18 protein-coding genes are annotated in these 22703 nt (G+C 60.9%); 6 read left to right on the forward strand and 12 right to left on the reverse strand.

All coding sequences use genetic code 11. The features are described from left to right. Positions 1–31: 31 nt before the first annotated feature. A complete protein-coding gene (gene gyrA, locus PQT43_RS06280; protein ID WP_102860848.1) occupies positions 32–2701 on the reverse strand; it encodes a DNA gyrase subunit A in 2670 nt (889 codons plus the stop codon). A gap of 353 nt (positions 2702–3054) precedes the next feature. Further along, on the reverse strand, positions 3055–4131 hold the full coding sequence (gene mtnA / locus PQT43_RS06285) for an S-methyl-5-thioribose-1-phosphate isomerase (protein ID WP_272753611.1): 1077 nt from the start codon (positions 4129–4131) through the stop codon (positions 3055–3057). A 108-nt stretch (positions 4132–4239) separates the two neighbouring features. Here mtnA and PQT43_RS06290 point away from each other — a divergent pair, with 108 nt between their 5' ends. The 5 genes from PQT43_RS06290 to PQT43_RS06310 all read left to right on the forward strand — a co-directional run bounded on the left by PQT43_RS06290 (position 4240) and on the right by PQT43_RS06310 (position 9100). Further along, positions 4240–5571, forward strand: coding sequence for a TRZ/ATZ family hydrolase (locus PQT43_RS06290; RefSeq protein WP_110594609.1), 1332 nt, complete (start codon positions 4240–4242; stop codon positions 5569–5571). A 62-nt stretch (positions 5572–5633) separates the two neighbouring features. After that, entirely contained in the window at positions 5634–6332 is a 699-nt protein-coding gene (gene ubiG, locus PQT43_RS06295; RefSeq protein ID WP_016964097.1) for a bifunctional 2-polyprenyl-6-hydroxyphenol methylase/3-demethylubiquinol 3-O-methyltransferase UbiG, read from the forward strand. A 3-nt stretch (positions 6333–6335) separates the two neighbouring features. Next, complete coding sequence (mupP, locus tag PQT43_RS06300) at positions 6336–7007, forward strand: N-acetylmuramic acid 6-phosphate phosphatase MupP (RefSeq protein ID WP_102880479.1); 672 nt, start codon at positions 6336–6338, stop codon at positions 7005–7007. 57 nt (positions 7008–7064) lie between these two features. Then, positions 7065–7805 (forward strand): YciK family oxidoreductase, encoded by a 741-nt coding sequence (locus tag PQT43_RS06305; protein WP_102880480.1) that lies wholly within the window; start codon positions 7065–7067, stop codon positions 7803–7805. Positions 7806–8173: 368 nt separating this feature from the next. Beyond that, positions 8174–9100 (forward strand): GGDEF domain-containing protein, encoded by a 927-nt coding sequence (locus tag PQT43_RS06310; protein WP_102860843.1) that lies wholly within the window; start codon positions 8174–8176, stop codon positions 9098–9100. A gap of 100 nt (positions 9101–9200) precedes the next feature. On the opposite strand, the gene PQT43_RS06315 is transcribed toward PQT43_RS06310, so the two are convergent. The 7 genes from PQT43_RS06315 to PQT43_RS06345 form a co-directional block, all read right to left on the reverse strand. Then, positions 9201–9953, reverse strand: coding sequence for a TenA family transcriptional regulator (locus PQT43_RS06315; RefSeq protein ID WP_222933806.1), 753 nt, complete (start codon positions 9951–9953; stop codon positions 9201–9203). Between the two features lie 77 nt (positions 9954–10030). Continuing rightward, positions 10031–12490, reverse strand: coding sequence for an EAL domain-containing protein (locus tag PQT43_RS06320; RefSeq protein ID WP_102860841.1), 2460 nt, complete (start codon positions 12488–12490; stop codon positions 10031–10033). A gap of 207 nt (positions 12491–12697) precedes the next feature. Further along, a complete protein-coding gene (locus PQT43_RS06325) occupies positions 12698–14518 on the reverse strand; it encodes an ABC transporter ATP-binding protein (RefSeq protein WP_110594611.1) in 1821 nt (606 codons plus the stop codon). Continuing rightward, positions 14511–15113: a DsbA family protein gene (locus PQT43_RS06330; protein WP_267270063.1), complete on the reverse strand. Its 603-nt coding sequence runs from the start codon at positions 15111–15113 to the stop codon at positions 14511–14513. The genes PQT43_RS06325 and PQT43_RS06330 overlap by 8 nt, the downstream gene beginning before the upstream one ends. 36 nt (positions 15114–15149) lie before the next feature. Beyond that, on the reverse strand, positions 15150–16091 hold the full coding sequence (gene trhO, locus PQT43_RS06335; RefSeq protein WP_102880484.1) for an oxygen-dependent tRNA uridine(34) hydroxylase TrhO: 942 nt from the start codon (positions 16089–16091) through the stop codon (positions 15150–15152). Positions 16092–16195: 104 nt separating this feature from the next. After that, the gene (locus PQT43_RS06340; RefSeq protein ID WP_102860837.1) at positions 16196–16495 is read right to left on the reverse strand and encodes a BolA family protein; all 300 of its coding nucleotides are present in this window, start codon (positions 16493–16495) and stop codon (positions 16196–16198) included. Positions 16496–16507: 12 nt separating this feature from the next. Then, a complete protein-coding gene (locus tag PQT43_RS06345; RefSeq protein WP_102860836.1) occupies positions 16508–17023 on the reverse strand; it encodes a DUF2059 domain-containing protein in 516 nt (171 codons plus the stop codon). Between the two features lie 193 nt (positions 17024–17216). Between PQT43_RS06345 and PQT43_RS06350 the strand changes: the two genes are divergently transcribed. Continuing rightward, positions 17217–18611, forward strand: coding sequence for a class II fumarate hydratase (locus PQT43_RS06350; protein ID WP_102860835.1), 1395 nt, complete (start codon positions 17217–17219; stop codon positions 18609–18611). 72 nt (positions 18612–18683) lie between these two features. On the opposite strand, the gene PQT43_RS06355 is transcribed toward PQT43_RS06350, so the two are convergent. The 3 genes from PQT43_RS06355 to pap all read right to left on the reverse strand — a co-directional run bounded on the left by PQT43_RS06355 (position 18684) and on the right by pap (position 22617). Further along, a complete protein-coding gene (locus PQT43_RS06355) occupies positions 18684–19643 on the reverse strand; it encodes a DMT family transporter (RefSeq protein WP_102860834.1) in 960 nt (319 codons plus the stop codon). A gap of 162 nt (positions 19644–19805) precedes the next feature. Then, complete coding sequence (locus tag PQT43_RS06360) at positions 19806–20990, reverse strand: thiolase family protein (protein ID WP_102860833.1); 1185 nt, start codon at positions 20988–20990, stop codon at positions 19806–19808. Positions 20991–21093: 103 nt separating this feature from the next. Next, complete coding sequence (gene pap / locus PQT43_RS06365; protein WP_102880486.1) at positions 21094–22617, reverse strand: polyphosphate:AMP phosphotransferase; 1524 nt, start codon at positions 22615–22617, stop codon at positions 21094–21096. Between the last annotated feature and the right edge of the window lie 86 nt (positions 22618–22703).

Consider the following 22703-nt stretch of genomic DNA (forward strand, 5'->3'; position numbering starts at 1 on the left):
AGAGCAAACACTCTGCCCTGCTACGATTAATTTAGTCTTTCGACTCTTCTTCGCCTGCGGCGTCTGCCTGTTGGCCATCGGTTGCATCATCCGGCTCGGCCACCGTATCCAGCACGGTACCCTCGAATTCAGCGCCCTCTTCACCTTCGTACTCTTCGCCTTCGATCTCCGATGGCTCCTGCACCCGCTCCAGGCCTACCAGGGTTTCATCGCTGGCCAGCTTGATCAGGGTCACGCCCTGAGTGTTACGGCCCAGGCTCGACACTTCGTCGACACGGGTACGAACCAGGGTGCCCTGATCGGAAATCAGCATGATCTCCTCTCCGTCCAGCACCTGGACCGCGCCTACCAGGCGACCGTTACGCTCGTTGCTGACCATGGCAATAACGCCCTGACCGCCACGCTTGTACTCTGGGAACTCGCTGATGGCCGTGCGCTTGCCGAAACCACGCTCGGAGGCGGTGAGAATCTGGCTGCCCTCTTCCGGAATCAGCATGGAGATCAGCTTCTGGCCTTCGGCCAGACGCATACCGCGTACACCACGTGCGGTACGGCCCATGGCACGCACGTCGGACTCCTTGAAGCGAGTCACTTTGCCACCATCGGAGAACAGCATGACTTCACGCTCGCCATCGGTAATCGCAGCGCTGATCAGCACATCGCCTTCGTCCAGCTCCAGGGCGATCAAACCGACGCTACGCTGACGGCTGAAGGATTCCAGCGGGGTCTTCTTAACGGTGCCGTTGGCGGTGGCCATGAAGATGTAGTGACCTTCGGTGTATTCCTCTACCGGCAGCATGGTGGTGATGTACTCGCCATCGTCCAGCGGCAGCAGGTTCACCAGCGGACGGCCACGAGCAGCGCGGGATGCTTCAGGAATTTCGTAAGTCTTGAGCCAGTACACCTTGCCCTTGCTGGAGAACAGCAGCAGCGTGGTGTGACTGTTGGCTACCAGCAGGTGAGCGATGTAGTCCTCATCCTTGACGCCAGTAGCGGATTTACCTTTACCGCCACGACGCTGAGCCTGGTACGCAGCCAGGGGCTGGGTCTTGGCATAGCCGCCGTGGGAAATGGTCACCACGCGCTCTTCTTCCGGAATCATGTCGCCCAGGGTCAGATCGAGACGTGCATCGAGGATCTCGGTACGACGCACATCGCCGTATTCGGCACGAATCACTTCCAGCTCTTCGCGGATCACTTCCATCAGGCGCGTGGCGCTGTTGAGGATGCGGATCAGCTCGCCGATCTGGTTGAGGATCTCCTGGTACTCGGCCAGCAGTTTTTCGTGCTCAAGACCGGTCAGGCGGTGCAGACGCAGCTCCAGAATGGCTTGCGCCTGCTCCGGGGACAGGAAGTACTTGCCATCGCGCAGACCGTATTGCGGATCAAGGTTTTCCGGACGGCAGGAGTCCGCGCCGGCACGCTCGACCATGGTCATCACCGCGCTGGATTCCCATGGAGTGCTGATCAGCGCTTCCTTGGCTTCCGACGGTGTTGGCGAGGCCTTGATCAGGGCAATGACCGGGTCGATGTTGGACAGGGCAACAGCCTGGCCTTCAAGGATGTGACCGCGCTCACGCGCCTTGCGCAGCTCGAACACGGTACGACGGGTCACCACTTCGCGACGGTGACGAACGAAGGCTTCCAGCAGATCCTTGAGGTTGAGGATCCGCGGACGGCCGTCGATCAGCGCCACGATGTTGATGCCGAACACGGCTTGCAACTGGGTCTGGGCGTAGAGGTTGTTGAGGATCACCTCGGGCACTTCGCCGCGACGCAGCTCGATGACCACGCGCATACCGTCCTTGTCGGACTCATCGCGCAGTTCGGTGATGCCTTCGAGTTTCTTCTCTTTCACCAGCTCGGCGATCTTCTCGATCAGGCGGGCCTTGTTCAGCTGGTAAGGCAGCTCGGTGATGACGATCTGCTGGCGGCCACCCACCTTGTCGATGTCTTCGATGATCGAGCGGGCACGCATGTAGATGCGGCCACGGCCGGTGCGATAGGCCTCGATGATGCCTTCGCGACCGTTGATGATCGCTGCGGTCGGAAAGTCCGGGCCGGGGATGTACTGCATCAGCTCGTCGACAGTCAGCTCGGGATTGTCGATCAGCGCCAGGCAACCGTCGATGACTTCACCGAGGTTGTGCGGCGGAATGTTGGTCGCCATGCCCACGGCAATACCGCTGGAACCGTTGACCAGCAGGTTGGGGATCTTGGTCGGCATGACCGCCGGGATCATCTCGGTGCCGTCGTAGTTCGGCACCCAGTCCACGGTTTCCTTGTGCAGGTCGGCCAGCAGCTCGTGCGCCAGCTTGGTCATGCGCACTTCGGTGTATCGCATGGCCGCCGCGTTGTCGCCGTCGACCGAACCGAAGTTACCCTGGCCGTCTACCAGCAGGTAGCGCAGGGAGAATGGCTGGGCCATACGAACGATGGTGTCGTACACCGCGGTATCACCGTGCGGGTGATACTTACCGATCACGTCACCGACAACACGGGCAGATTTCTTGTACGGCTTGTTCCAGTCGTTACCGAGCTCGCTCATCGCGTACAGCACACGCCGGTGCACGGGCTTCAAGCCATCGCGCGCATCAGGCAGTGCCCGCCCGACGATTACGCTCATCGCGTAGTCGAGGTAGGACTGTTTCAGCTCGTCTTCGATATTGACCGGGAGGATTTCTTTGGCCAGTTCGCCCATGAGAAGCCTGATTCCTTTTTCTGGTGAAACTTCGTCACATCCATATGGGACGAACGAAGCTCGCCGCTGCAGGCCTAGTGCCATGCACCGACTTACGACAAATCAACAAGTTATGCCATGGATTTGCGCAGTGAAGGCAGTCGCATCGGACCGCCTTGGAAACCGCCGGATGTTATCACAATCGCCGCCACGCACCTATCCCCCTGACGCGCATGGAGCATAGTTAGTTGACCGGTGACAGCCTGATAAGAGACGAGAGAGGCTCAGAGGCCAAATTCGCACACATTTATGTGTTTTTTCCGACTCGGCGGCCCACCTCGGAAGTCATAGACAGCAACCTTCGAGGCCAAACATCAATGCAAGCGCTTACGGCACATCAATTGCGCCATCTTTGCTGCATCCGGACGTTCGACGACACCCTTTTCGGTGACGATGGCGTCGATCAGGTCCGCAGGCGTCACATCGAACACCGGATTGAAGACCTCCACATCCGCCCCCACCCTCTTGCCAGCGAGTTCCAGCAACTCTGCGGCGTCGCGCTCCTCGATGGGAATGTCGTCCCCACTGGCCAGATTCATGTCGATGGTCGAACTGGAGGCCACCACCATGAAGCGCACTCCGTGATGCATAGCATTGACCGCCAGCTGATAGGTGCCGATCTTGTTCGCCACATCGCCATTGGCGGCGATTCGGTCAGCACCGACAACGACCCAGGTCACACCTTTGGTCTTCATGATGTGGGCGGCGGCAGCGTCGGCGTTCAAGGTCACAGGAATACCATCACTGGCCAACTCCCAGGCTGTCAGGCGCGACCCTTGGAGCCAGGGCCGGGTTTCATCGACATGAACTCGCTCCACCATGCCTTCCAGCCAAGCCGCACGAATCACCCCCAGAGCCGTGCCGAAGCCGCCGGTCGCAAGAGCGCCTGTATTGCAATGAGTCAACAAGGCCTGTGGATTGCCTTGGTACCGACGAATCAAATCCACGCCCAGCTGAGCCATGGTCAGGTTGGCCTCACGATCACTCTCATGGATCGACATGGCCTCCGCTTCCAGTGCCGCCAACGGCTCAGCCAGGTCCTTGACCCGATCCAGGCGCTCGCGCATGCGATTCAAGGCCCAGAACAGATTGCCACCGGTCGGGCGGGACTCCGCCAGCAGGGCAAAATCCGCCTCCAGAGCGGCCAACCAATCGCCGCCTGCGGCAAAGCGCGCACGAGCCGCCAGGACCAGACCATAAGCTGCGCTGATGCCAATGGCTGGAGCGCCGCGCACCACCATTGAACGAATCGCTTCGGCGGCCCTGGCCGCGCTGTCGCAGGCAACCCAGGTCTCCTCGAAGGGCAGGTTCCGCTGATCGAGCAGGTACAGAGTGTTATCCCGCCAATCAATGGCCTTGACCTTCTCCGCAGCCAACAGACGATCGCGCATCCCTCACCCCGTACTCATGAACAAAAGCCGCGGATTATAGCGATCCCCCCGCCAAGACGCTCGGGTATACTTCGCCATCCTTTATATGAAGCCCTGGACCGATATTCGATGCCGAACCGTGAGACTGCGCTCGATCTGCTGCTGTTACCGACCTGGTTGGTGCCAGTGGAGCCAGCCGGCGTCGTCCTTAAGGAACACGGCCTGGGCATCCGCGACGGACGCATTCTGTTCATCGGCCCGCGAGCCGAGGCGTTGAAGTTTCGCGCCACCGAAGTTCGCGAACTGCCCGGCATGCTGCTCAGCCCGGGACTGGTCAATGCCCACGGGCACGCAGCCATGACGCTGTTTCGCGGCCTGGCCGACGACTTGCCACTGATGACTTGGCTGGAAAAGCATATCTGGCCCGCCGAAGCCAAGTGGGTGGATGAAGCCTTCGTCCGTGACGGTACCGACCTGGCCATCGCCGAGCAGATCAAAGGCGGTATCACCTGTTTCTCTGACATGTACTTCTTTCCGAAGGTTGCCAGCGAGCGCGTTCACAACAGCGGCATACGCGCCCAACTCGCCATACCAATCCTCGACTTCCCCATTCCTGGAGCCCACGACGCCGACGAAGCCATTCGTCAGGGCGTCGAACTGTTTGGTGATCTCAAGCACCACCCAAGGATCAAGATCACCTTCGGGCCCCATGCGCCCTACACCGTAGGCGATGAGAATCTGGAAAAGATCCGGGTGATCGCCGAAGAACTCGACGCCTCGATCCACATGCATGTGCATGAAACCGCGTTCGAAGTGCAGCAATCCCTGGAGCAGCGTGGCGAGCGCCCACTGGCGCGCCTGGCTCGACTGGGCCTACTGGGGCCGCGCTTCCAGGCGGTTCATATGACCCAAATCAGCGATGACGACCTGGCTTTACTGGTAGAAACCAACACCAGTGTCATTCATTGCCCGGAATCCAACTTGAAACTGGCCAGCGGCTTCTGCCCGGTAGAGCGCCTGTGGCAGGCCGGGGTCAACGTCGCGGTAGGCACCGACGGTGCGGCCAGCAACAACGATCTGGACCTGCTGGGGGAAACTCGTACCGCCGCACTACTGGCCAAGGCCGTGGCTGGTTCGGCAACCGCCCTGGATGCCCATCGCGCCCTGCGCATGGCCACCCTTAATGGCGCCAGAGCCATGGGACTGGAAAGCGAAGTGGGCTCTCTGGAAATCGGCAAGGCCGCAGACATGGTGGCCTTCGACCTGTCCGGCCTGGCCCAGCAACCGATTTACGACCCTGTGTCGCAACTGATCTACGCCACTGGCCGGGACTGCGTGAAACACCTGTGGGTCGCCGGCAAGCAACTGCTGGATGACCGGCGCCTGACTCGCCAGGACGAACAACAGCTGAGCGCCACCGCCCGCAGCTGGGGCCAGCGCATCAGCGGCCACGCCCAATAACCCGGACCTTGAGCGGACGCTCGAGGCCCAACAGAGAATTTCTTAGCTTTGGAGTATCACCCATGAGCAACGTCGACCACGCTGAAATCGCCAAATTCGAAGCCCTGGCCCATCGCTGGTGGGACCGCGAAAGCGAATTCAAGCCCCTGCACGACATCAACCCGCTTCGGGTCAACTGGATCGACGAACGGGTCGGACTGGCCGGCAAGAAGGTACTCGACGTCGGCTGTGGCGGCGGCATCCTCAGCGAGGCCATGGCTCAGCGCGGCGCCACCGTGACCGGGATCGACATGGGTGAGGCACCTCTGGCGGTCGCCCAGTTGCACCAGCTGGAATCCGGCGTAAATGTCGAGTACCGGCAGATCACCGCCGAAGCCCTGGCCGAGGAGATGCCTGAGCAGTTCGACGTGGTTACCTGCCTGGAGATGCTTGAGCACGTCCCTGACCCTTCATCGGTGATTCGCGCCTGCTTCCGCATGGTCAAGCCCGGCGGCCAAGTGTTCTTCTCCACCATCAACCGCAACCCCAAGGCTTATCTGTTCGCCATCATCGGTGCGGAATACATCATGAAACTGCTGCCTCGCGGCACCCACGATTTCAAGAAGTTCATCCGTCCTTCGGAACTCGGCGCCTGGAGCCGCTCTGCCGGCCTGACCGTCAAGGACATCATTGGCCTGACCTACAACCCCCTGACCAAGCACTACAAACTGGCAGCGGACGTTGACGTCAACTACATGATCCAGACCCTGCGAGAGGAGTGAGACATGGCCATCAGAGCCGTTCTTTTCGATATGGATGGCACCCTGCTCGACACCGCGCCCGACTTCATCGCAGTCTGCCAGGGCATGCGCCGTGATCGCGGCCTGCCGCCGATTGCCGACCAACATATCCGCGACGAAGTTTCGGGCGGCGCCAAGGCCATGGTAGCCGTGACGTTTTCCATGGACCCGGAATCCCCGGGATTCGAGGCGTTACGCCTGGAATTCCTCGAGCGCTACCTCAAGCATTGCGCCGTGCACAGCAAGCTCTTCGACGGCATGGCGGAGCTACTGGCCGATATCGAAAAAGCCAATCTGATCTGGGGGGTGGTGACCAACAAGCCACTGCGCTTCGCCGAGCCGATCATGCAGCAACTGGGGCTGGCCGAACGCTCGGCACTGCTGATCTGTCCCGACCATGTGAAGAACAGCAAGCCCGACCCCGAGCCGCTGATTCTGGCATGCAAGATGCTCGAGCTGGACCCGTCCACCGTACTGTTCGTCGGCGACGATCTGCGGGATATCGAATCCGGCCGCGACGCCGGCACCAAGACCGCCGCCGTGACCTATGGCTACATCCATCCGGACGATAATCCCCGGCACTGGGGCGCCGACGTGGTGGTCAACCATCCGCTGGAGCTGCGCCAGGTTCTGGATAACGCATTGTGCAGCTGCTAAGCGGCAGCAATTCCCGGCTAAGCGCCGGAGACGATCGAATTTCTGTTGAGGCCTTTTATGTTTGATTATTCCGCTCGCCCCGAACTGCTCAAGGACCGGGTCATTCTGGTCACCGGCGCCGGGCGTGGCATCGGCGCCGCCGCCGCCAAGACCTTTGCCGCCCACGGCGCCACTGTACTTTTGCTGGGCAAGACCGAAGCCAACCTGACCGAGGTCTACGACGCCATCGAAGCGGCTGGCCATCCCCAGCCAGTAGTGATTCCGTTCAACCTGGAAACCGCCCTGCCGCACCAGTACGACGAACTGGCAGCGATGATCGAGACCGAGTTCGGCCACCTCGACGGCCTGCTGCACAATGCCTCGATCATTGGCCCTCGCACGCCGCTGGAGCAGCTGTCGGGGGAAAACTTCATGCGAGTGATGCAAGTCAACGTCAACGCCATGTTCATGCTGACCAGCACCCTGCTGCCCCTGCTCAAACTGTCCCAGGATGCTTCGGTGGTGTTCACCTCCAGCAGCGTCGGCCGCAAGGGTCGGGCCTATTGGGGCGCCTACGGCGTGTCCAAGTTCGCCACTGAGGGTCTGATGCAAACCCTGGCCGATGAGCTGGACACTGTGGCGCCGGTCCGTGCCAACAGCATCAACCCGGGCGCCACCCGTACCAGCATGCGTGCCCAGGCTTATCCGGGCGAGAACCCCAGCAACAACCCGACACCGGAAGAGATCATGCCGGTCTACCTGTATCTGATGGGCCCGGACAGCACCGGAATCAACGGCCAGGCTTTCAACGCACAGTAACCCTCTCCGTTCGTCGCGACAGAATACTGTCGCGACGCCTTGGCAAGCCCCATCCCCCACGGGTTTCAAGCCAAACAAATGTCGGCCAAGGTAAGTCGTGCTCCCGCACACTCACCAAGCATTTGAATTCAAACAAGTTTTATTCGTATGAACCGAATGGCACGAGTTTCGCTCTAACAACACTCAACCCACGGTGCATTGACGCTGCGGGAAACGGCTTGTGCCGAGGGCTTTATAGCCAAAGGCGAAGCGGCCTAAAATATGCGCGATTGTCCTACGGGACTGAAGGAACAGTATGACGCGCAGCTCAGAGCCGCTCTCACCTAGGCAGAAACACCGTAAATAGTGCTCAGGGGGCTCAAGCTCAAATGAAAACACCGACCCAGACCAACGCAATTGACTTCGATAGCGCCAAATTGCAACGCCTGGGCTTTGGCCAACAGACACCGCTGATCAAACAGCCCGTCAGCCTCGGACAATTGCGCCAACAACTGGGACTGCAACTGCAAACCAGCCTTGAGCCGCAACGCATCCTCGGCCTGTTCTTTCGCGAAGTGCAACGCCTGGTCCCCCTCGACGCCCTCCATTACCAGCACCCCCTCAGCGATCTGCGCCTGGAGTTCGGCCAGCGCGGTCACCACTCCATCAGCTACAACCTGAGCCACGAAGGCGAGTCCATGGGCGAGCTGGTGTTCCGCCGCAGCCAACGCTTCAGCGAGACCGAACAGGGTTACCTGGAGTCGTTGCTCTCAACCCTGCTGTACCCGATGCGCAACGCTTTGCTGTATCGCGCCGCAACCCGCAGCGCCCTGCGCGATCCGTTGACCGATACCGGCAACCGGATTGCCATGGACCAAACCCTGCAACGGGAAATCGAGATGGCTCGCCGCCACTCACTCCCACTGTCACTGCTGATGCTGGACATCGACCACTTCAAGCGCATCAACGACAGCTACGGCCACAGCACTGGCGACGAAGTGCTCAAGGCCGTTGCCGCCTCGATCAAGGGGCAACTGCGCAATGTGGACATGGTCTTTCGCTTTGGCGGGGAAGAATTCCTGATCCTGCTCTCCAACACCGGGCGCGACGCAGCGGCGATGGTGGGCGAACGGCTGAGAAATGCCGCCCAAGCCCAGGAATACCAGGCTGACGGCAAACTGATCGAACTCACCGTCAGCCTGGGCTGTTCGACCCTGTTGCCGGGTGAGTCCGCAGAGAGCCTGTTGCGCCGCGCCGATAGCGCGCTGTACGTGGCCAAGCGGGAAGGACGCAATCGGCTGGCAATGGCGGGCTAGGTAGCAGGCCTCGCACTTGTATATCAATCACGGGCAACTCCACTGCCTCAGGCAACCCTTGCCCATGACAATCGACCTGCCCGTAAAGCCCCCGCCCGACTTACCCTTCAGCCAGCGCTAGGCGCTCGCGAGTCACTGTGGTTTTTTCCTGCTGCATGCAGCGCTCCAGGAACAGGTACATATAGTCATAGCTCTTGCAGATGGCCTGGCGCAGCTCAACTTGCAGGGCCTTGCTCGGATTCAAACCTGCCAGCGTGACGATAATTTCCAGGGCTTCCCAGGGATGAGCATCATCGTACTGGGCATGCATCTTCAGCCACTTCATGGCGCGCTTGCGGTCTTCTTCCGGGAACGCAGCGGCATAGACGCCGCTGGAACAGACCAGGGCCGACCATTCGCCCGTCGCCCCTTCAATGGCGTAGTTGGTTGCAGCGATCGCCACGATCAGCGAATCCGCCGAACTGGTGTGCCAGCACCAGTGACTCAAGGCATGCAGCTCCGGTGGCACTTGCTGGGCTTGCAAATCCTCCAGGGTCACACCATGGGCCCGGCTCCAATGCACCCAGTAATCGGCATGATTGAGTTCGACCCGAATGTTGCGCATCAGCCAACGACGCGCCATGTCTTCGCCAGGGTGACGGGCAAAACGGGTCTTGGTCAGGTTCTGCGCCATATACAGGGCGAACTGTTCAACCACAGGCCAGCCGCCGATCAGGTACTGACGCATGACTTTGGCACTGAGTTTGTTGTCACGCATGCGCTGATACAGCTCATGCTCCACCACACGGCGCTTGCTCTCGCTGCAGTCCCGGATCAATTGCTGAGTCCAGGCGGGGTAGCTGGCAGCTTCCATGAGCGGGCCGGTTCGGTTGAATGTGTCGATCACTGTCGGGCTCCTTTTGATTGTGATATGCGGATCCAAAAGAGGTTTCAACGGAACGTGCCGGGCGCCTTGAACAACAGCGGCTGTGGCCGCACGGGTCGACACTGCAAGCTGTCACAGGTGAACAATTGCGGACGTTCAACAATGTAGCCTTGAGCATAATCCACGCCGATCTCAAGCAGGGCCTGCTCGATCTGCGGTGTTTCAACAAACTCGGCAATCGTGCGCTTACCCATGACATGCCCGATGTGGTTGATCACCTCGACCATGGCGCGGTTAATCGGGTCGTCCAGCATATCCTTTACGAAACTTCCATCGATCTTGAGGAAGTCTACAGGCAAATGTTTGAGATAAGCGAACGACGACATTCCCGCACAAAAGTCATCCAGGGAAAAATGGCAACCCAAACCCTTGAGTTCATTTATAAAACGGATCGCACTGCCCAAATTGGCAATTGCACTGGTTTCAGTAATTTCAAAACAGATCATCTTCGGCGGTACGCCATAGACCACGAACTGCTCTCGCAGGAAGTCGAGAAACTCGTCGTCGCCAATGGTGGTACCCGACAGATTGATCGCACACATCGCCATTGGTCCTTCCCGGCCCTCGGCAATGCACTGGGCGATGATCTTGAATACGTTCTGTACCACCCAGCGGTCCAGGGAGGTCATCAGGCCGTAACGCTCCGCCGCCGGAATGAAGCTGTCCGGCAGGATCATCCGGCCAGCCTCGTCGTGCAGGCGCAGAAGAATCTCGATGTGCCCACCATCATGCTCGGTACGACCTAGGGCGGTGATTTCCTGGGAATAGAGGCAGAAGCGGTTTTCCTCGAGGGCCATGTGCAGCCGCTGAACCCAGGCCATCTCGCCAAATCGCAGGGACAGTTCTGAATCGTCGGCATGATAGACCTGCACCCGATTGCGACCTTTCTCCTTTGCCATGTAACAGGCCATATCCGCTGCCCGCAACGACGCCTCAAGCGTGGTGGGAGTCTGAGCGATATGCACCAGCCCAATGCTCACGGTGGTCACGAATGGCCGGCCCTTCCAGACAAAATGCAAGTTCTGCACAGTCTGACGCAGCCCTTCGGCAATCTTCTCCGCCGCCTCCGGCGAGCAGTTCTCCAGAAGAATCCCGAACTCGTCCCCGCCCAATCGCGCCAGGGTGTCACCTTCGCGCAGCCCCGACTGCAGCAACGCGCAGATGTGCCGCAGCAACTCATCCCCAGCCGCATGGCCACAGGTGTCGTTGACCAGCTTGAACTGGTCCAGGTCCAGAAACATCAGCGCATGCCTGGCGGGCTGGCGGATCAAGCCGTGCAACGCCTGCTCCAGGCGGAATTCGAACTCCCGGCGATTGGCCAGGCCGGTCAAGGCATCGTGGGTCGCCTGCCAGGACAGATTGGCGATGTACTGCCGCTCCTGGGTCATATCGTGCAACACCAGTACCGTGCCACTGACCTTCCCGGCATTGCGGATCGGCGCGCCCACCAGGGTCACCGACACCGTACTGCCATCCAGGCGCTGGATCAGCTTGGAATGCTCGCTGCCGCCACTGAGCTGGCCACTGAGGATGTGTTCGATCAGAGTGAAGCCGTCGGCCTGGGCGTTTTCGTCCAAGAGATTGAACAACGCCGCCAGGGGCAAGCCCACCGCTTGCTCGGCCTTCCAGCGAGTCAGTTCTTCCGCCGCCGGGTTCATATAGGCAATAGCGCCCTCGACATCCGTGGTGATCACCCCGTCACCAATGGACTGCAAGGTGATCTGCGCGCGCTCCTTCTCCAGTTGCAACGCGTCGGCAAAGGCATGCCGCTGGGCCAGCAGCTTGTGGGTACGCAGCAAGGCCAGGGCAATCAGGATCAGCGCTGTGGCCAGGTTGGTCACCAGCAAGAGGCGCAGGATCACCCGCGAGCCTTCCCCCAAGGCATCGCTGAAGGCCTTGGCCGCCGGCGTGACTCCATCGTTGATGGCAAAGATCTGACTCTTCCAACGTTGCACGTCGGCTTCGCTGGCACTGTTGCTGCCGATCCCCTTGTGCATCTCTCGGGCTACCGTATCGAGCTGCAGCAGGTAGCCGTCGCCCACGGTCCACAAATCGATGGCCTTTTCCAGATAGCTGAAATGGCGGAAGTTGAGGTACAGCCAGATCAGGCTAGGAACGTCATCCGGGTGATTGCCGCCCTTGAGAATCCCCAGGCGCGCCGCCTCAAGATCCGGCGGCTGGCTATCCAGGGCCACCCGCAGCTCATGCCCGCCCTGGGGTACGGCTATGGCGTTCTGGTACTTGAGGAAAGTGCCTTCGTCGCGGCTGTCGGCGTACAGATTGAGGTAGTAGATGGCGTCTTTCTGGCCTTTGGACCACAAGCTCTCACCGGCAACATAGCCACGCACTGCCGACAGGACATACAGGCTGAGGCCGCCCAACAGCGCTTGAAATAACACCACGGCGATAAAGGGCCAGACGATGCCCAACAACCGCGGCGTTGCGAAAGTCCGCTTTTGCTTCATGAGGGTCCTTGCTTGCGCACTGCCAAATGAACACCCAGTAGTCCCGACTCAGACAGCACAGATTAGGCGAATTTCCATAGCTCCGACGCAGGCTGGGCAGCGTCCGGGGCGAACCTTCACGGGGAAACGGCCGCTCTCTCAAGCCGAAGCGGTTATTCCACCAGGAAATTCAAGCACTAAACACAGAAACCCGGACAAAACTCAAGACTATCGAACCTGCTGCAAATGCCCGTATAGCTTGGCATAAAGGCCGCCATCAGCAATCAGCTGCTGATGGTCGCCATCTTCGGCGATCTGCCCGCCATCGAACACCAAAACCCGGTCAGCCTGTTTAACCGCCGACAGGCGATGAGCAATGATCAGCGTAGTCCGCCCACGCAGAAAACGCGTCAAGGCTTGATGCAGGTTGTACTCGGTGGCTGCGTCCAGAGCGGACGTGGCTTCATCAAGAATCACCACCTTGGGTTCGGCCAGTACCATCCGCGCAATAGCCAGGCGCTGGCGTTGCCCACCGGAAAGACGCACACCTGAGCGCCCGACCACACTGTCCAGGCCCTGGGGCAGCGCCCTGACGGTGGGTTCGAGCTGTGCAATTTCCAGGGCCTGCCAGCAAGCGCTATCACTGCGCTCACGACCCATGGTCAGGTTGGCGCGAATCGTATCGTTGAACAAGGCAGGATGCTGCAGCACCACGGCGACGTGATCCCGTACCGTTTCCAGGCCGATTTCCTGCTGAGTGGCACCGCCAAAGCGGATCACCCCGGTCTGCGGCGTATACAGCCCCAGCAACAGCTGCACCAGGGTGCTCTTGCCCCCACCACTGGCACCGACAATGGCCACCTTCTCACCAGGCGCGATCGACAGATTCATGTTGTCCAGCACCCGCTCATCGCCGTAGCCGAAGCTCAGGCCGCGGACCTCGATGCCGACGGTTTCGCGCCCCTGGAACGGATCCACGCCACCGCTGTACTGCGGTTCATCGGCCCGCGCCAGCAACTCGTTGATCCGAGTCAGGGCCCCGCCGGCGGCGTAATAGGCGTATTGCAGATTCAGCAACTGCTCCACCGGGCCGATCATGAACCACAGGTAGCTGAACACCGCCAGCATCTGGCCGATGGACAGGTCGGAGAACAGCACTGTGAGCATCGCCGCCGCGCGAAAAATGTCGATACCGAACTGGAACAGCAAACCACTGGCCCGGCCCGAGGCGTCGCTTTTCCACTGCGAGGCCACGGCGTAGTCCCGAACCTCCTCGGCACGCTGGCCCAGGCGTCCAAGAAAGTAGCCCTGGCGGTTGCTGGCGCGGATCTCCTGGATCGCCTCCAGGGTCTCGGTCAGGGCCTGGGTGAAACGCGAAGTGCTGTCATTTTCCAGCTTCTTCAGGTGCTTGACCCGCTTGCCCAGTTGCACCGTGGCAAAAATCACCAACGGGTTGAACAGCAGAATCAGCAGCGCCAGCTTCCAGTGCATCCACATCAGAATGCCGGCCGTGCCCACCAGGGTCAGCATGGCCACCAGGAATCGGCTCAGGGTTTCACCGACAAACTTGTCCACCGTGTCCAGGTCGGTGACCAGATGCGTAGTGACCGTGCCTCCCCCCAGGCTTTCGTACTCCCCCAGGGAAATGCGCTTGAGCCGTTCGATCAGGCGCACACGGATCCGGTAGACGATGTCCTTGGCCAAACCGGCAAACAGCCGCGCCTGGACCACGTTGAACACCAGGGCGGAGCAACGCAGGATCAGGGTGATCAACAGCATCAACCCGATATAGCCCGCCGCAGTTTGCCAGCCATCGGGCAATAGGCGGTTCATCACTTGCAATGCGCCATCGCCATGGCCCAGCAGCACCTCGTCCACCAGCAACGGCAGCAACAGTGGAATCGGCACACTGCACAGGGTCGCCAGCACGGCCACCCCATTGGCGATCCACAGCGACTTTCTATGTTGCAAGGCCAGGCGACGGATTTCCCCCCAGCTCAAACGATCTACGGTTTTACCGGTGGTGCTTGAATCGACTGAATCAGGCACAGGCGGCGCGCTCCAACCAGCGTCCCAGCAACGGCGACAACTCGCTCAGCGGCTGATAGCCGTTGGTCAGCAAGGCCAACTGGCCGTTGCGTTCCGCCAGCAAGGTGGGAAATCCGGCAATCCCCAGGTCCTGGACCCAAGTGAAATCCGCCGCCGTGGCGGCATGCTGCTCGGCGCGATCGAAGGCTTCGGCGAACTCGATCCGCGGAACCCCGGCCTGCTCCGCCAACTCCACCAGCACACTGGCCAGGGTGACATCGCGGCCTTCGACATAGAACGCCCGCTGGATCAACCCCAACAGTTTCCAGGCACAGTCCGGAGCCAGGCTGCGAGCAGTGACGATGGCGCGACAAGCCGGCTCGGTGTCATAGACAAAGCCATCGGGCAATGCACCCTCGAAGGTGAACGGCTGGCCGGTGGCCTGATGCACCGCCTGCCAGTGTTCAAGGATGTAGCGCCGGGTATTGGGCTCCAGTGCCGCCCCGCTGCCGGTGCGCAAGCCGCCCACCACCAGATGCAACTCGACTCCGGCGGCCTGGGCCTGCTCCGCCAGGGCCTGGGCCACGAGCGCAAAGCCCCAGCACCATGAACACATCGGGTCCATCACATAGAGCAGGCGGGCAGACATGGCTCAAGCCTCGGAAGGTGATTGCTTGTAGTTGTAACCAATCGGGTGCGGCAGGTTGCGGGCCTTGGCCAACTCAATCTGTTTCTGCCGATCGATGGCGCTGCGGCGAGTCTTCTCGCTCAGCTTGTCCCAGCAATGAGGGCAACTGATGCCCGGCACATAGTGCTCGGAAGCCCGATCCTCGACGCTCACCGGAGTACGGCAGGCATGACATTGATCGTAGTCGCCTTCGCTCAGGTCGTGGCGCACAGTGACCCGGTTATCGAATACAAAGCAGTCGCCCTGCCATTTGCTCTCTTGCTGCGGTACCTCTTCGAGGTACTTGAGGATCCCGCCCTTGAGGTGGAACACCTCGTCGAAGCCTTCACTGAGCATGTAGCTCGACGCCTTCTCGCAACGGATGCCACCGGTGCAGAACATCGCTACTTTCTTGTGCTTGCTCGGGTCGAAGTGGGCTTTGATGTAGTCCGGAAACTCGCGGAAGCTGGTGGTCTTGGGGTCGATGGCGCCTTCGAAGGTGCCGATGGACACTTCGTAGTCGTTACGGGTGTCGATCAGCAGCACTTCGGGATCACTGATCAGGGCGTTCCAGTCCTGAGGCTCGACGTAAGTCCCGACCTTCTTGTTGGGGTCCACGCCGGGCACACCCAGGGTGACGATCTCTTTCTTGAGCTTGACCTTGGTGCGATAGAACGGCTGCTCGTCGCAATACGACTCTTTGTGATCGATATCCACCATGCGTGGATCGTTCTTCAGCCAGGCCAGCAGCCCGTCGATGCCTTCACGACTGCCAGATACCGTGCCATTGATGCCTTCTTCGGCGATCAGCAGGGTGCCCTTGATGCCGTTGTCGAGCATGGCCTGCAGCAGGGGCTCGCGCAGGCTGACGTAATCTTCGAGGGTGACGAACTTGTACAGTGCCGCCACGACAATGGGTTGTGTCATGGGAAATCTCTCCAGGTGGCTACCCTCGTAAAGGGTGAACCGGATGCAAAAAAAAACGCGCCGGCAGAAGCGGCGCGTTGCGGATTCTATCAAAAAAACCGCGATTAATGCTTACTGCCTCCGGCGCAGGTCGGCGAAGCCGGAGCCACACCGATCTTCGACCATTCCTCGGGTGTGTACGTGTGCAGCGCCAACGCATGGAACTGGCCCATCAGCTCACCCAGGGTGGCGTAGACCTTCTGATGACGCTTGACGCTGTTGAGGCCGGCGAACTGCTCGCTGACCAGTACCGCCTTGAAGTGAGTTTCCAGGCCACGGCTGTGCATGTGGCTTTCATCCAGCACTTGCAGGTGCTCGGGCTGCAAGGCCCCGAGCGCCGTTTCGATACGTTGTTGCATGGTCATTGCAGGCTCCGCTTACTTCTTCTTCGCCGGAGCAGCCTTAGGCTCGAGCTCGGCGGTCATGTCGGCCAGCAGCTTGTTCACCACCGGTACCGCGCTTTCCAGCTTGGCCTGGGTCATCTGCGCCGATTGCTGAGTCAGCTGAGGCATTTTTTCCAGGACTTTCTTGCCCAGTGGCGACCGGTAGAACGCTACCAGCTCCTTGAGCTCGGACTCGCTGAAATTGCTGGTGTAGAGCTTGACCATGTCCGGCTTCAGCTTGTTCCAGCCAATGGCCTGGTCCAGGGCCGCGTTGGCCTTGGCCTGGTAGGTTTCCAGCAGGGCGCGTTTGGATTCCGGGGCTTTGGTCTGCTCAAAACGCTGGGCAAACATTTGCTGGACTTGCATGTACACCGGCGTACCGAGCTTATCCGCATGGGCCAGGGTCAGGAAGGCCTCGGCACTGGCGTTGTGGCTGGCGGTATCGGCAAGAACCTGGCCGCTGGCACACACCAGAACAACCGCGGTACAGATGGCACGAAAACGGGTCATCGAGTTTCCTTTATCTAGCAAGCGAGGTAGAACCCCAAGGGCGCCCATTCTGCGCCTATTAATCCGCGTCCCTCAACCCCACCCCCTGGCGCCCCCTGGTTTTGCCCGAGCGGCGGGCGGAAAACCCCTTCCACGGAACCCGAGCCGCAGATCAGGGCCTAAACTGGCCAGTCAGACTTGGAGGAATGCCACGATGAATCGAATCGAAACCGACAGCCTGGGCCAGGTTGAAGTCCCGGAACAAGCCTATTGGGGCGCACAGACCCAACGTTCGCTGGTCAATTTCGCCATCGGCAACGAGCGCATGCCTCTATCAGTGCTGCATGCCCTGGCCCTGATCAAGAAAGCCGCCGCCCGAGTCAACAATCGCAACGGCGACCTGCCCGCCGACATTGCCCGGCTGATCGAACAGGCCGCCGACGAAGTGCTGGCCGGCGAGCATGACGACCAGTTTCCCCTGGTGGTGTGGCAGACCGGCAGCGGCACCCAGAGCAACATGAACGTCAATGAGGTGCTGGCCGGCCGGGCCAACGAACTGGCGGGCAACCCGCGCGGCGGCAAGTCCCCGGTACACCCCAACGATCACGTCAACCGCTCGCAAAGCTCCAACGACTGCTTCCCGACCGCCATGCACATCGCAGCAGCCCAGGCCGTGCAGTTCCAGTTGCTGCCAGCGATCAGCGAACTGTCCGGTGGCCTGGCCGAGCTGTCGGCCCGGCACATGAAGCTGGTGAAAACCGGCCGCACCCACATGATGGATGCCACCCCGATCACCTTTGGCCAGGAAATCTCTGCCTTTATCGCCCAACTCGGATACGCCGAACGAGCCATCCGCAGCGCCTTGCCTGCGGTGTGCGAGCTGGCCCAGGGCGGTACCGCCGTGGGCACCGGACTGAACTCGCCCCACGGTTTTGGTGAAGCCATTGCCGCCGAACTGGCCGCCCTTTCCGGCCTGCCCTTCGTCACCGCCCCCAACAAATTCGCCGCCCTGGCCGGCCACGAGCCGCTGACCACGCTGTCCGGCGCGCTGAAAACCCTCGCCGTGTGCCTGATGAAAATCGCCAACGACCTGCGCCTGCTGGGCTCTGGCCCGCGGGCGGGACTGGCGGAGGTCAAGCTGCCGGCCAACGAACCGGGCAGCTCGATCATGCCCGGCAAGGTCAACCCAACCCAATGCGAAGCCCTATCGATGCTGGCTTGCCAGGTGATGGGCAACGACGTGGCAATCGGCTTTGCCGCCAGCCAGGGCCATCTGCAACTGAACGTATTCAAGCCGGTGATCATTCACAACCTGCTGCAATCGATCCGCCTGCTGGCCGATGGCTGCAGTAACTTCCAGCAGCACTGCATCGCCGGTCTGGAGCCCGATCCCCAGCAGATGGCCGAGCACCTGGAACGAGGCCTGATGCTGGTGACCGCGCTCAATCCCCACATCGGCTACGACAAGTCCGCCGAAATCGCCAAGAAGGCCTATGCCGAGAACCTGACCCTCAGGGAAGCGGCGTTGGCCTTGGGGTACCTGACGGATGAGCAGTTCGATGCCTGGGTGCGACCGGAAAACATGCTGGAGGCTGGTAAACAGGGTTAGCGCAGCGTCTTTTTCGCTGGCAAGCCAGCTCCTACCGCCACACTTCTGTAGGAGCTGGCTTGCCAGCGAAACTCACCCCGCAGCGATCCGCTGCCGTCGGGCGCGCAACCCCGCCATCAGCGACGGCCCCAACGCCGTCAAGGCCGACCCCAGTACCACCAGCAGCGCCCCGCCATAACCCAGGCCATTGATCTGTTCGGCGTGTACATACTCTGGCCAGAGCCAGGCCGCCCAGGCCACCGCGGCAAAGGTCACCAGGGGCGTGATCGCCAGGGTCGCACTGACCCGCGACGCCTCCCAATGGGCCAGGGCTTCGGCAAAGGCGCCATAGGCGATCAGGGTATTCAGGCAACAGGCCAACAACAGCCAGCCCTGCAACGGGCTCAGTTCCAAGGCTTCCAGCGGATGCGCCCAAGGCGTCAGAAGCAAAGCACAGAACAGGTAGATCACCATCATCACCTGCAAGGAATTCCACACGCTCAACAATTGCTTCTGGCCCAGGGCATAAAAAGTCCAGACCGCCGAAGCCGCGAGAATGGTCAGAACTCCAGCGGTGTAGTCACTCAGGGAGGTCAGCAGCTCGGTCAGGCGCTGATTGAAGAACAGCCCGAAACCGAGCAACAGCACCAGCAGTCCCAGGCCCTGCCCCAGACTGAAGCGCTCCTTGAACACAAAGACACTGGCGATCAGCAACAGGATCGGGCCCATCTGCACCACCAGTTGCGCCGTGCCCGGGCTCAGCAGGTTCAGGCCCATCAGGTACAACACATAGTTGCCCACCAGCCCCAAGACCGAAATCGGCACCAGCCAAACACCCTTGGGACCGAGCGCGCGCCAGCGCGGCAAACGCCCCACCGCCGCCAGATAGAAAAACAGACAGCCGCCGGACACCAGCAGGCGAAACCAGGTCACGGTCACCGGGTCCATCACCAGCAGCACTTGCTTGAGCTTGATGGGCAGGATGCCCCACAACAACGCGGTCAATAAGGCGAGGAACAAGCCATAAACCCAACGACCGGACGAGACATGCATGCGAACCCCACAAAGCCTGACGAGCAAGGTCCACATTCTAGGCCCGGGCCAGAGGCCGACACAGAGACAGTTGGCAGCAAAGCGCAAACACGATTGTGCCGGTCGCAAACAGCACAAGCCGTCCCCCATAGGGGCCGGCTTGGTCGGTGATGCACTACAAACCTAACGGACTGCCTCAAACAACCCGGTGGCGCCCATGCCGCCCCCCACGCACATGGTGACGATGCCATACCGCAGGTTGCGCCGCTGCAACTCACGCACCAGATGCCCCACCTGACGGGAACCGGTCATGCCAAACGGATGGCCGATGGCAATCGAGCCACCATTGACGTTGTACTTGGCGTTATCGATCTCCAGCCGGTCGCGGGCATACAGGCACTGGGACGCAAAGGCTTCATTGAGTTCCCACAGGTCGATGTCATCCACCGTCAGGCCCTTGGCCTTGAGCAGCTTGGGCACCGAGAACACCGGGCCGATACCCATTTCATCAGGCTCGCAGCCGGCCACGGTAAAGCCGCGGAAGAACGCCTTGGGCTTGAGACCCAGGGCCAGGGCCCGCTCCAGGCTCATCACCAGGGTCATCGAGGCACCATCGGACAGCTGCGAAGAGTTGCCCGCGGTGACCGAACCATCCTCGGCAAACACCGGCTTGAGCGCCGCGAGATTCTCCAGAGTGGTGTCGGGGCGGTTGCAGTCGTCACGATCCACCACGCCGTCAACCATCTGCACCTGTCCGGTGTTCTTGTCCTCGACCTTGTACTTGACCGTCATCGGCACGATCTCGTCGCTGAACAGGCCATCAGCCTGGGCCTGGGCGGTACGTTGCTGGCTTTGCAGGGAGTAGAGGTCCTGGGCCTCGCGGCTGACGTTGTAGCGCCGGGCGACCACTTCGGCGGTCTGGCCCATGGGGAAGTAGATACCCGGCACCTGCTCCTTGAGCAGCGGGTTGATCAGGTTGTCGGTATTGACGCTCTTCATGGTCAGGCTGATGGACTCGACGCCACCGGCGACGATGATGTCGCTGCAGCCGGAGGCGATCTGGTTGGCGGCGATGGCGATCGCCTGCAGGCCTGAAGAACAGAACCGGTTGAGGGTCATGCCCGCGGTGCCAGTGCCCAGAGCCGAGAGCACGGCAACGTTGCGACCGATATTGAAACCCTGGGCGCCTTCATTGGAGCCGGCGCCGACGATGCAGTCCTCGACACTGGCCGGGTCGATGCCGTTGCGAGCGAGCAGCGCATTGACGCAGTGAGCGGCCATGTCATCCGGACGGGTCTGGTTGAACTTGCCGCGAAAGGACTTGGCCAGGCCAGTCCGTACGCTGTCGACGATCACCACTTCACGCATGACGCACCTCACTGTTGTTGGCGGCAGGAAAGAGCATCGAGCATAGATCCCCCTCCTCGCCCACCGCGACAATCATTCACTGGGCGTATGCGCGACCATCGGTCTACTTCTTGTCCTTCTTCTGTTTCTTGTCGTGCTTGTCGGAACGCTCGAACGCGGTCTCCAGGGCCCGATTGATGGTGCGCAGGACCTTGACCCGTGCCCAGCGCTTGTCGTTGGCCTCCACCAGCGTCCAGGGCGCCACTTCGGTGCTGGTCCGGTCCACCATGTCGCCGACAGCGGCGCGATAGTCACCCCACTTGTCGCGGTTGCGCCAATCGTCCTCGGTGATCTTGAAGCGCTTGAAGGGAATCGCCTCCCGTGCCTGGAAGCGCTCCAGCTGGGTGTCCTTGTCGATGGCCAGCCAGAACTTCACCACGATCACCCGGGCATCGGCCAACTGCTCTTCGAAGTCGTTGATCTCGCTGTAGGCCCGCAGCCAGTCAGTGGGCTGACAGAAGCCCTCGACCCGCTCCACCAGCACCCGGCCGTACCAGGAACGGTCGAAGATGGTGAACTTGCCGCGCGCCGGAATATGCCGCCAGAAACGCCAGAGGTAAGGCTGCGCCCGCTCATCTTCAGTGGGCGCGGCAATCGGCACGATGCTGTACTGGCGCGGGTCGAGCGCCGCCGCGACGCGGCGAATGGCGCCGCCCTTGCCGGCCGCGTCGTTGCCTTCGAACACTGCCACCAGGGCATGCTTGCGCATGCGTTTGTCCCGCAGCAAACCGGCCAGACGCGCCTGCTCGGTAATCAACTGTTCCTCGTAGTCGTCCTTGTCCAGGTGCTGGGTCATGTCCAGGCTGTCCAGCAGACTCAGTTGATCCACCGCTGTCGGCAACGGCGCGGCGTTGACCTGGGTCGACTTCAATGGCTGACGGCTCAAGGCATTCTGCAATCCTTCCAACAGAATCCGGCCCACAGTGAGGCTGCGGTAATGCGGATCGACGCCCTCGATCACATGCCAGGGCGCGTAGTCACGACTGGTGCGGCGCAACACCCGCTCGCCGTACTTGACGAACTTGTCGTAGGTTTGCGACTGCTGCCAGTCCAGCGGGCTGATGCGCCAGCTGTGCAACGGGTCATCCTGCAAGGACTTGAGGCGGTCCTTCATCTGTTTCTTAGACAGGTGAAACCAGAACTTGAAGATCAGCGCGCCTTCATCGCAGAGCATCTTTTCCAGGCGTTCGGCGCCATTGATTGCCTGGTCCAGGCGCGGGTCCTTGATCTCGCCATGCACCCGGCCCTGGAGCATCTGGCTGTACCAGTTGCCGAAAAACACCCCCATGCGCCCCTTGGCCGGAAGCATCCGCCAGTAACGCCAGGCCGGTGGCCGGGACAGTTCCTCGTCGGTCTGCTGGTCGAAGGTGCGCACCTCGATCAGCCGCGGGTCCATCCATTCGTTGAGCAGCTTGACCGTCTCGCCCTTGCCCGCGCCCTCGACACCATTGATCAGCACTATCACTGGAAACTTGGCCTTCTGGCGTAGCTCGAACTGGGCTTCGAGCAAGGCCTCGCGCAGGGCCGGCACCTCGGCATCGTAGGTTTCTTTGTCGATGGCGTGACCGATTTCAGCGGATTCGAACATGGGTGGCTCCCTTCCAAGAATTGTCCAAGACTAGCGGATGGACCTGCGCCAAGGAAAACAAATCCCTGAACCCGCCGCGGCTTGCC

This window comes from Pseudomonas sp. BLCC-B112, from assembly GCF_028550695.1.
Classification (GTDB): Bacteria; Pseudomonadota; Gammaproteobacteria; order Pseudomonadales; family Pseudomonadaceae; genus Aquipseudomonas; species Aquipseudomonas danubii.

Coding starts and splice junctions, on each gene's coding strand:
- PQT43_RS06320 (WP_102860841.1), bottom strand. CDS start 12,490: ATGAAGCAAAAGCGGACTTTCGCAACGCCGCGGTTGTTGGGCATCGTC.
- PQT43_RS06290 (WP_110594609.1), top strand. CDS start 4,240: ATGCCGAACCGTGAGACTGCGCTCGATCTGCTGCTGTTACCGACCTGG.
- PQT43_RS06345 (WP_102860836.1), bottom strand. CDS start 17,023: ATGACCCGTTTTCGTGCCATCTGTACCGCGGTTGTTCTGGTGTGTGCC.
- PQT43_RS06310 (WP_102860843.1), top strand. CDS start 8,174: ATGAAAACACCGACCCAGACCAACGCAATTGACTTCGATAGCGCCAAA.
- pap (WP_102880486.1), bottom strand. CDS start 22,617: ATGTTCGAATCCGCTGAAATCGGTCACGCCATCGACAAAGAAACCTAC.
- mtnA (WP_272753611.1), bottom strand. CDS start 4,131: ATGCGCGATCGTCTGTTGGCTGCGGAGAAGGTCAAGGCCATTGATTGG.
- PQT43_RS06330 (WP_267270063.1), bottom strand. CDS start 15,113: ATGTGTTCATGGTGCTGGGGCTTTGCGCTCGTGGCCCAGGCCCTGGCG.
- trhO (WP_102880484.1), bottom strand. CDS start 16,091: ATGACACAACCCATTGTCGTGGCGGCACTGTACAAGTTCGTCACCCTC.
- PQT43_RS06305 (WP_102880480.1), top strand. CDS start 7,065: ATGTTTGATTATTCCGCTCGCCCCGAACTGCTCAAGGACCGGGTCATT.
- PQT43_RS06360 (WP_102860833.1), bottom strand. CDS start 20,990: ATGCGTGAAGTGGTGATCGTCGACAGCGTACGGACTGGCCTGGCCAAG.
- mupP (WP_102880479.1), top strand. CDS start 6,336: ATGGCCATCAGAGCCGTTCTTTTCGATATGGATGGCACCCTGCTCGAC.
- ubiG (WP_016964097.1), top strand. CDS start 5,634: ATGAGCAACGTCGACCACGCTGAAATCGCCAAATTCGAAGCCCTGGCC.
- PQT43_RS06355 (WP_102860834.1), bottom strand. CDS start 19,643: ATGCATGTCTCGTCCGGTCGTTGGGTTTATGGCTTGTTCCTCGCCTTA.
- PQT43_RS06340 (WP_102860837.1), bottom strand. CDS start 16,495: ATGACCATGCAACAACGTATCGAAACGGCGCTCGGGGCCTTGCAGCCC.
- gyrA (WP_102860848.1), bottom strand. CDS start 2,701: ATGGGCGAACTGGCCAAAGAAATCCTCCCGGTCAATATCGAAGACGAG.
- PQT43_RS06350 (WP_102860835.1), top strand. CDS start 17,217: ATGAATCGAATCGAAACCGACAGCCTGGGCCAGGTTGAAGTCCCGGAA.
- PQT43_RS06315 (WP_222933806.1), bottom strand. CDS start 9,953: ATGGAAGCTGCCAGCTACCCCGCCTGGACTCAGCAATTGATCCGGGAC.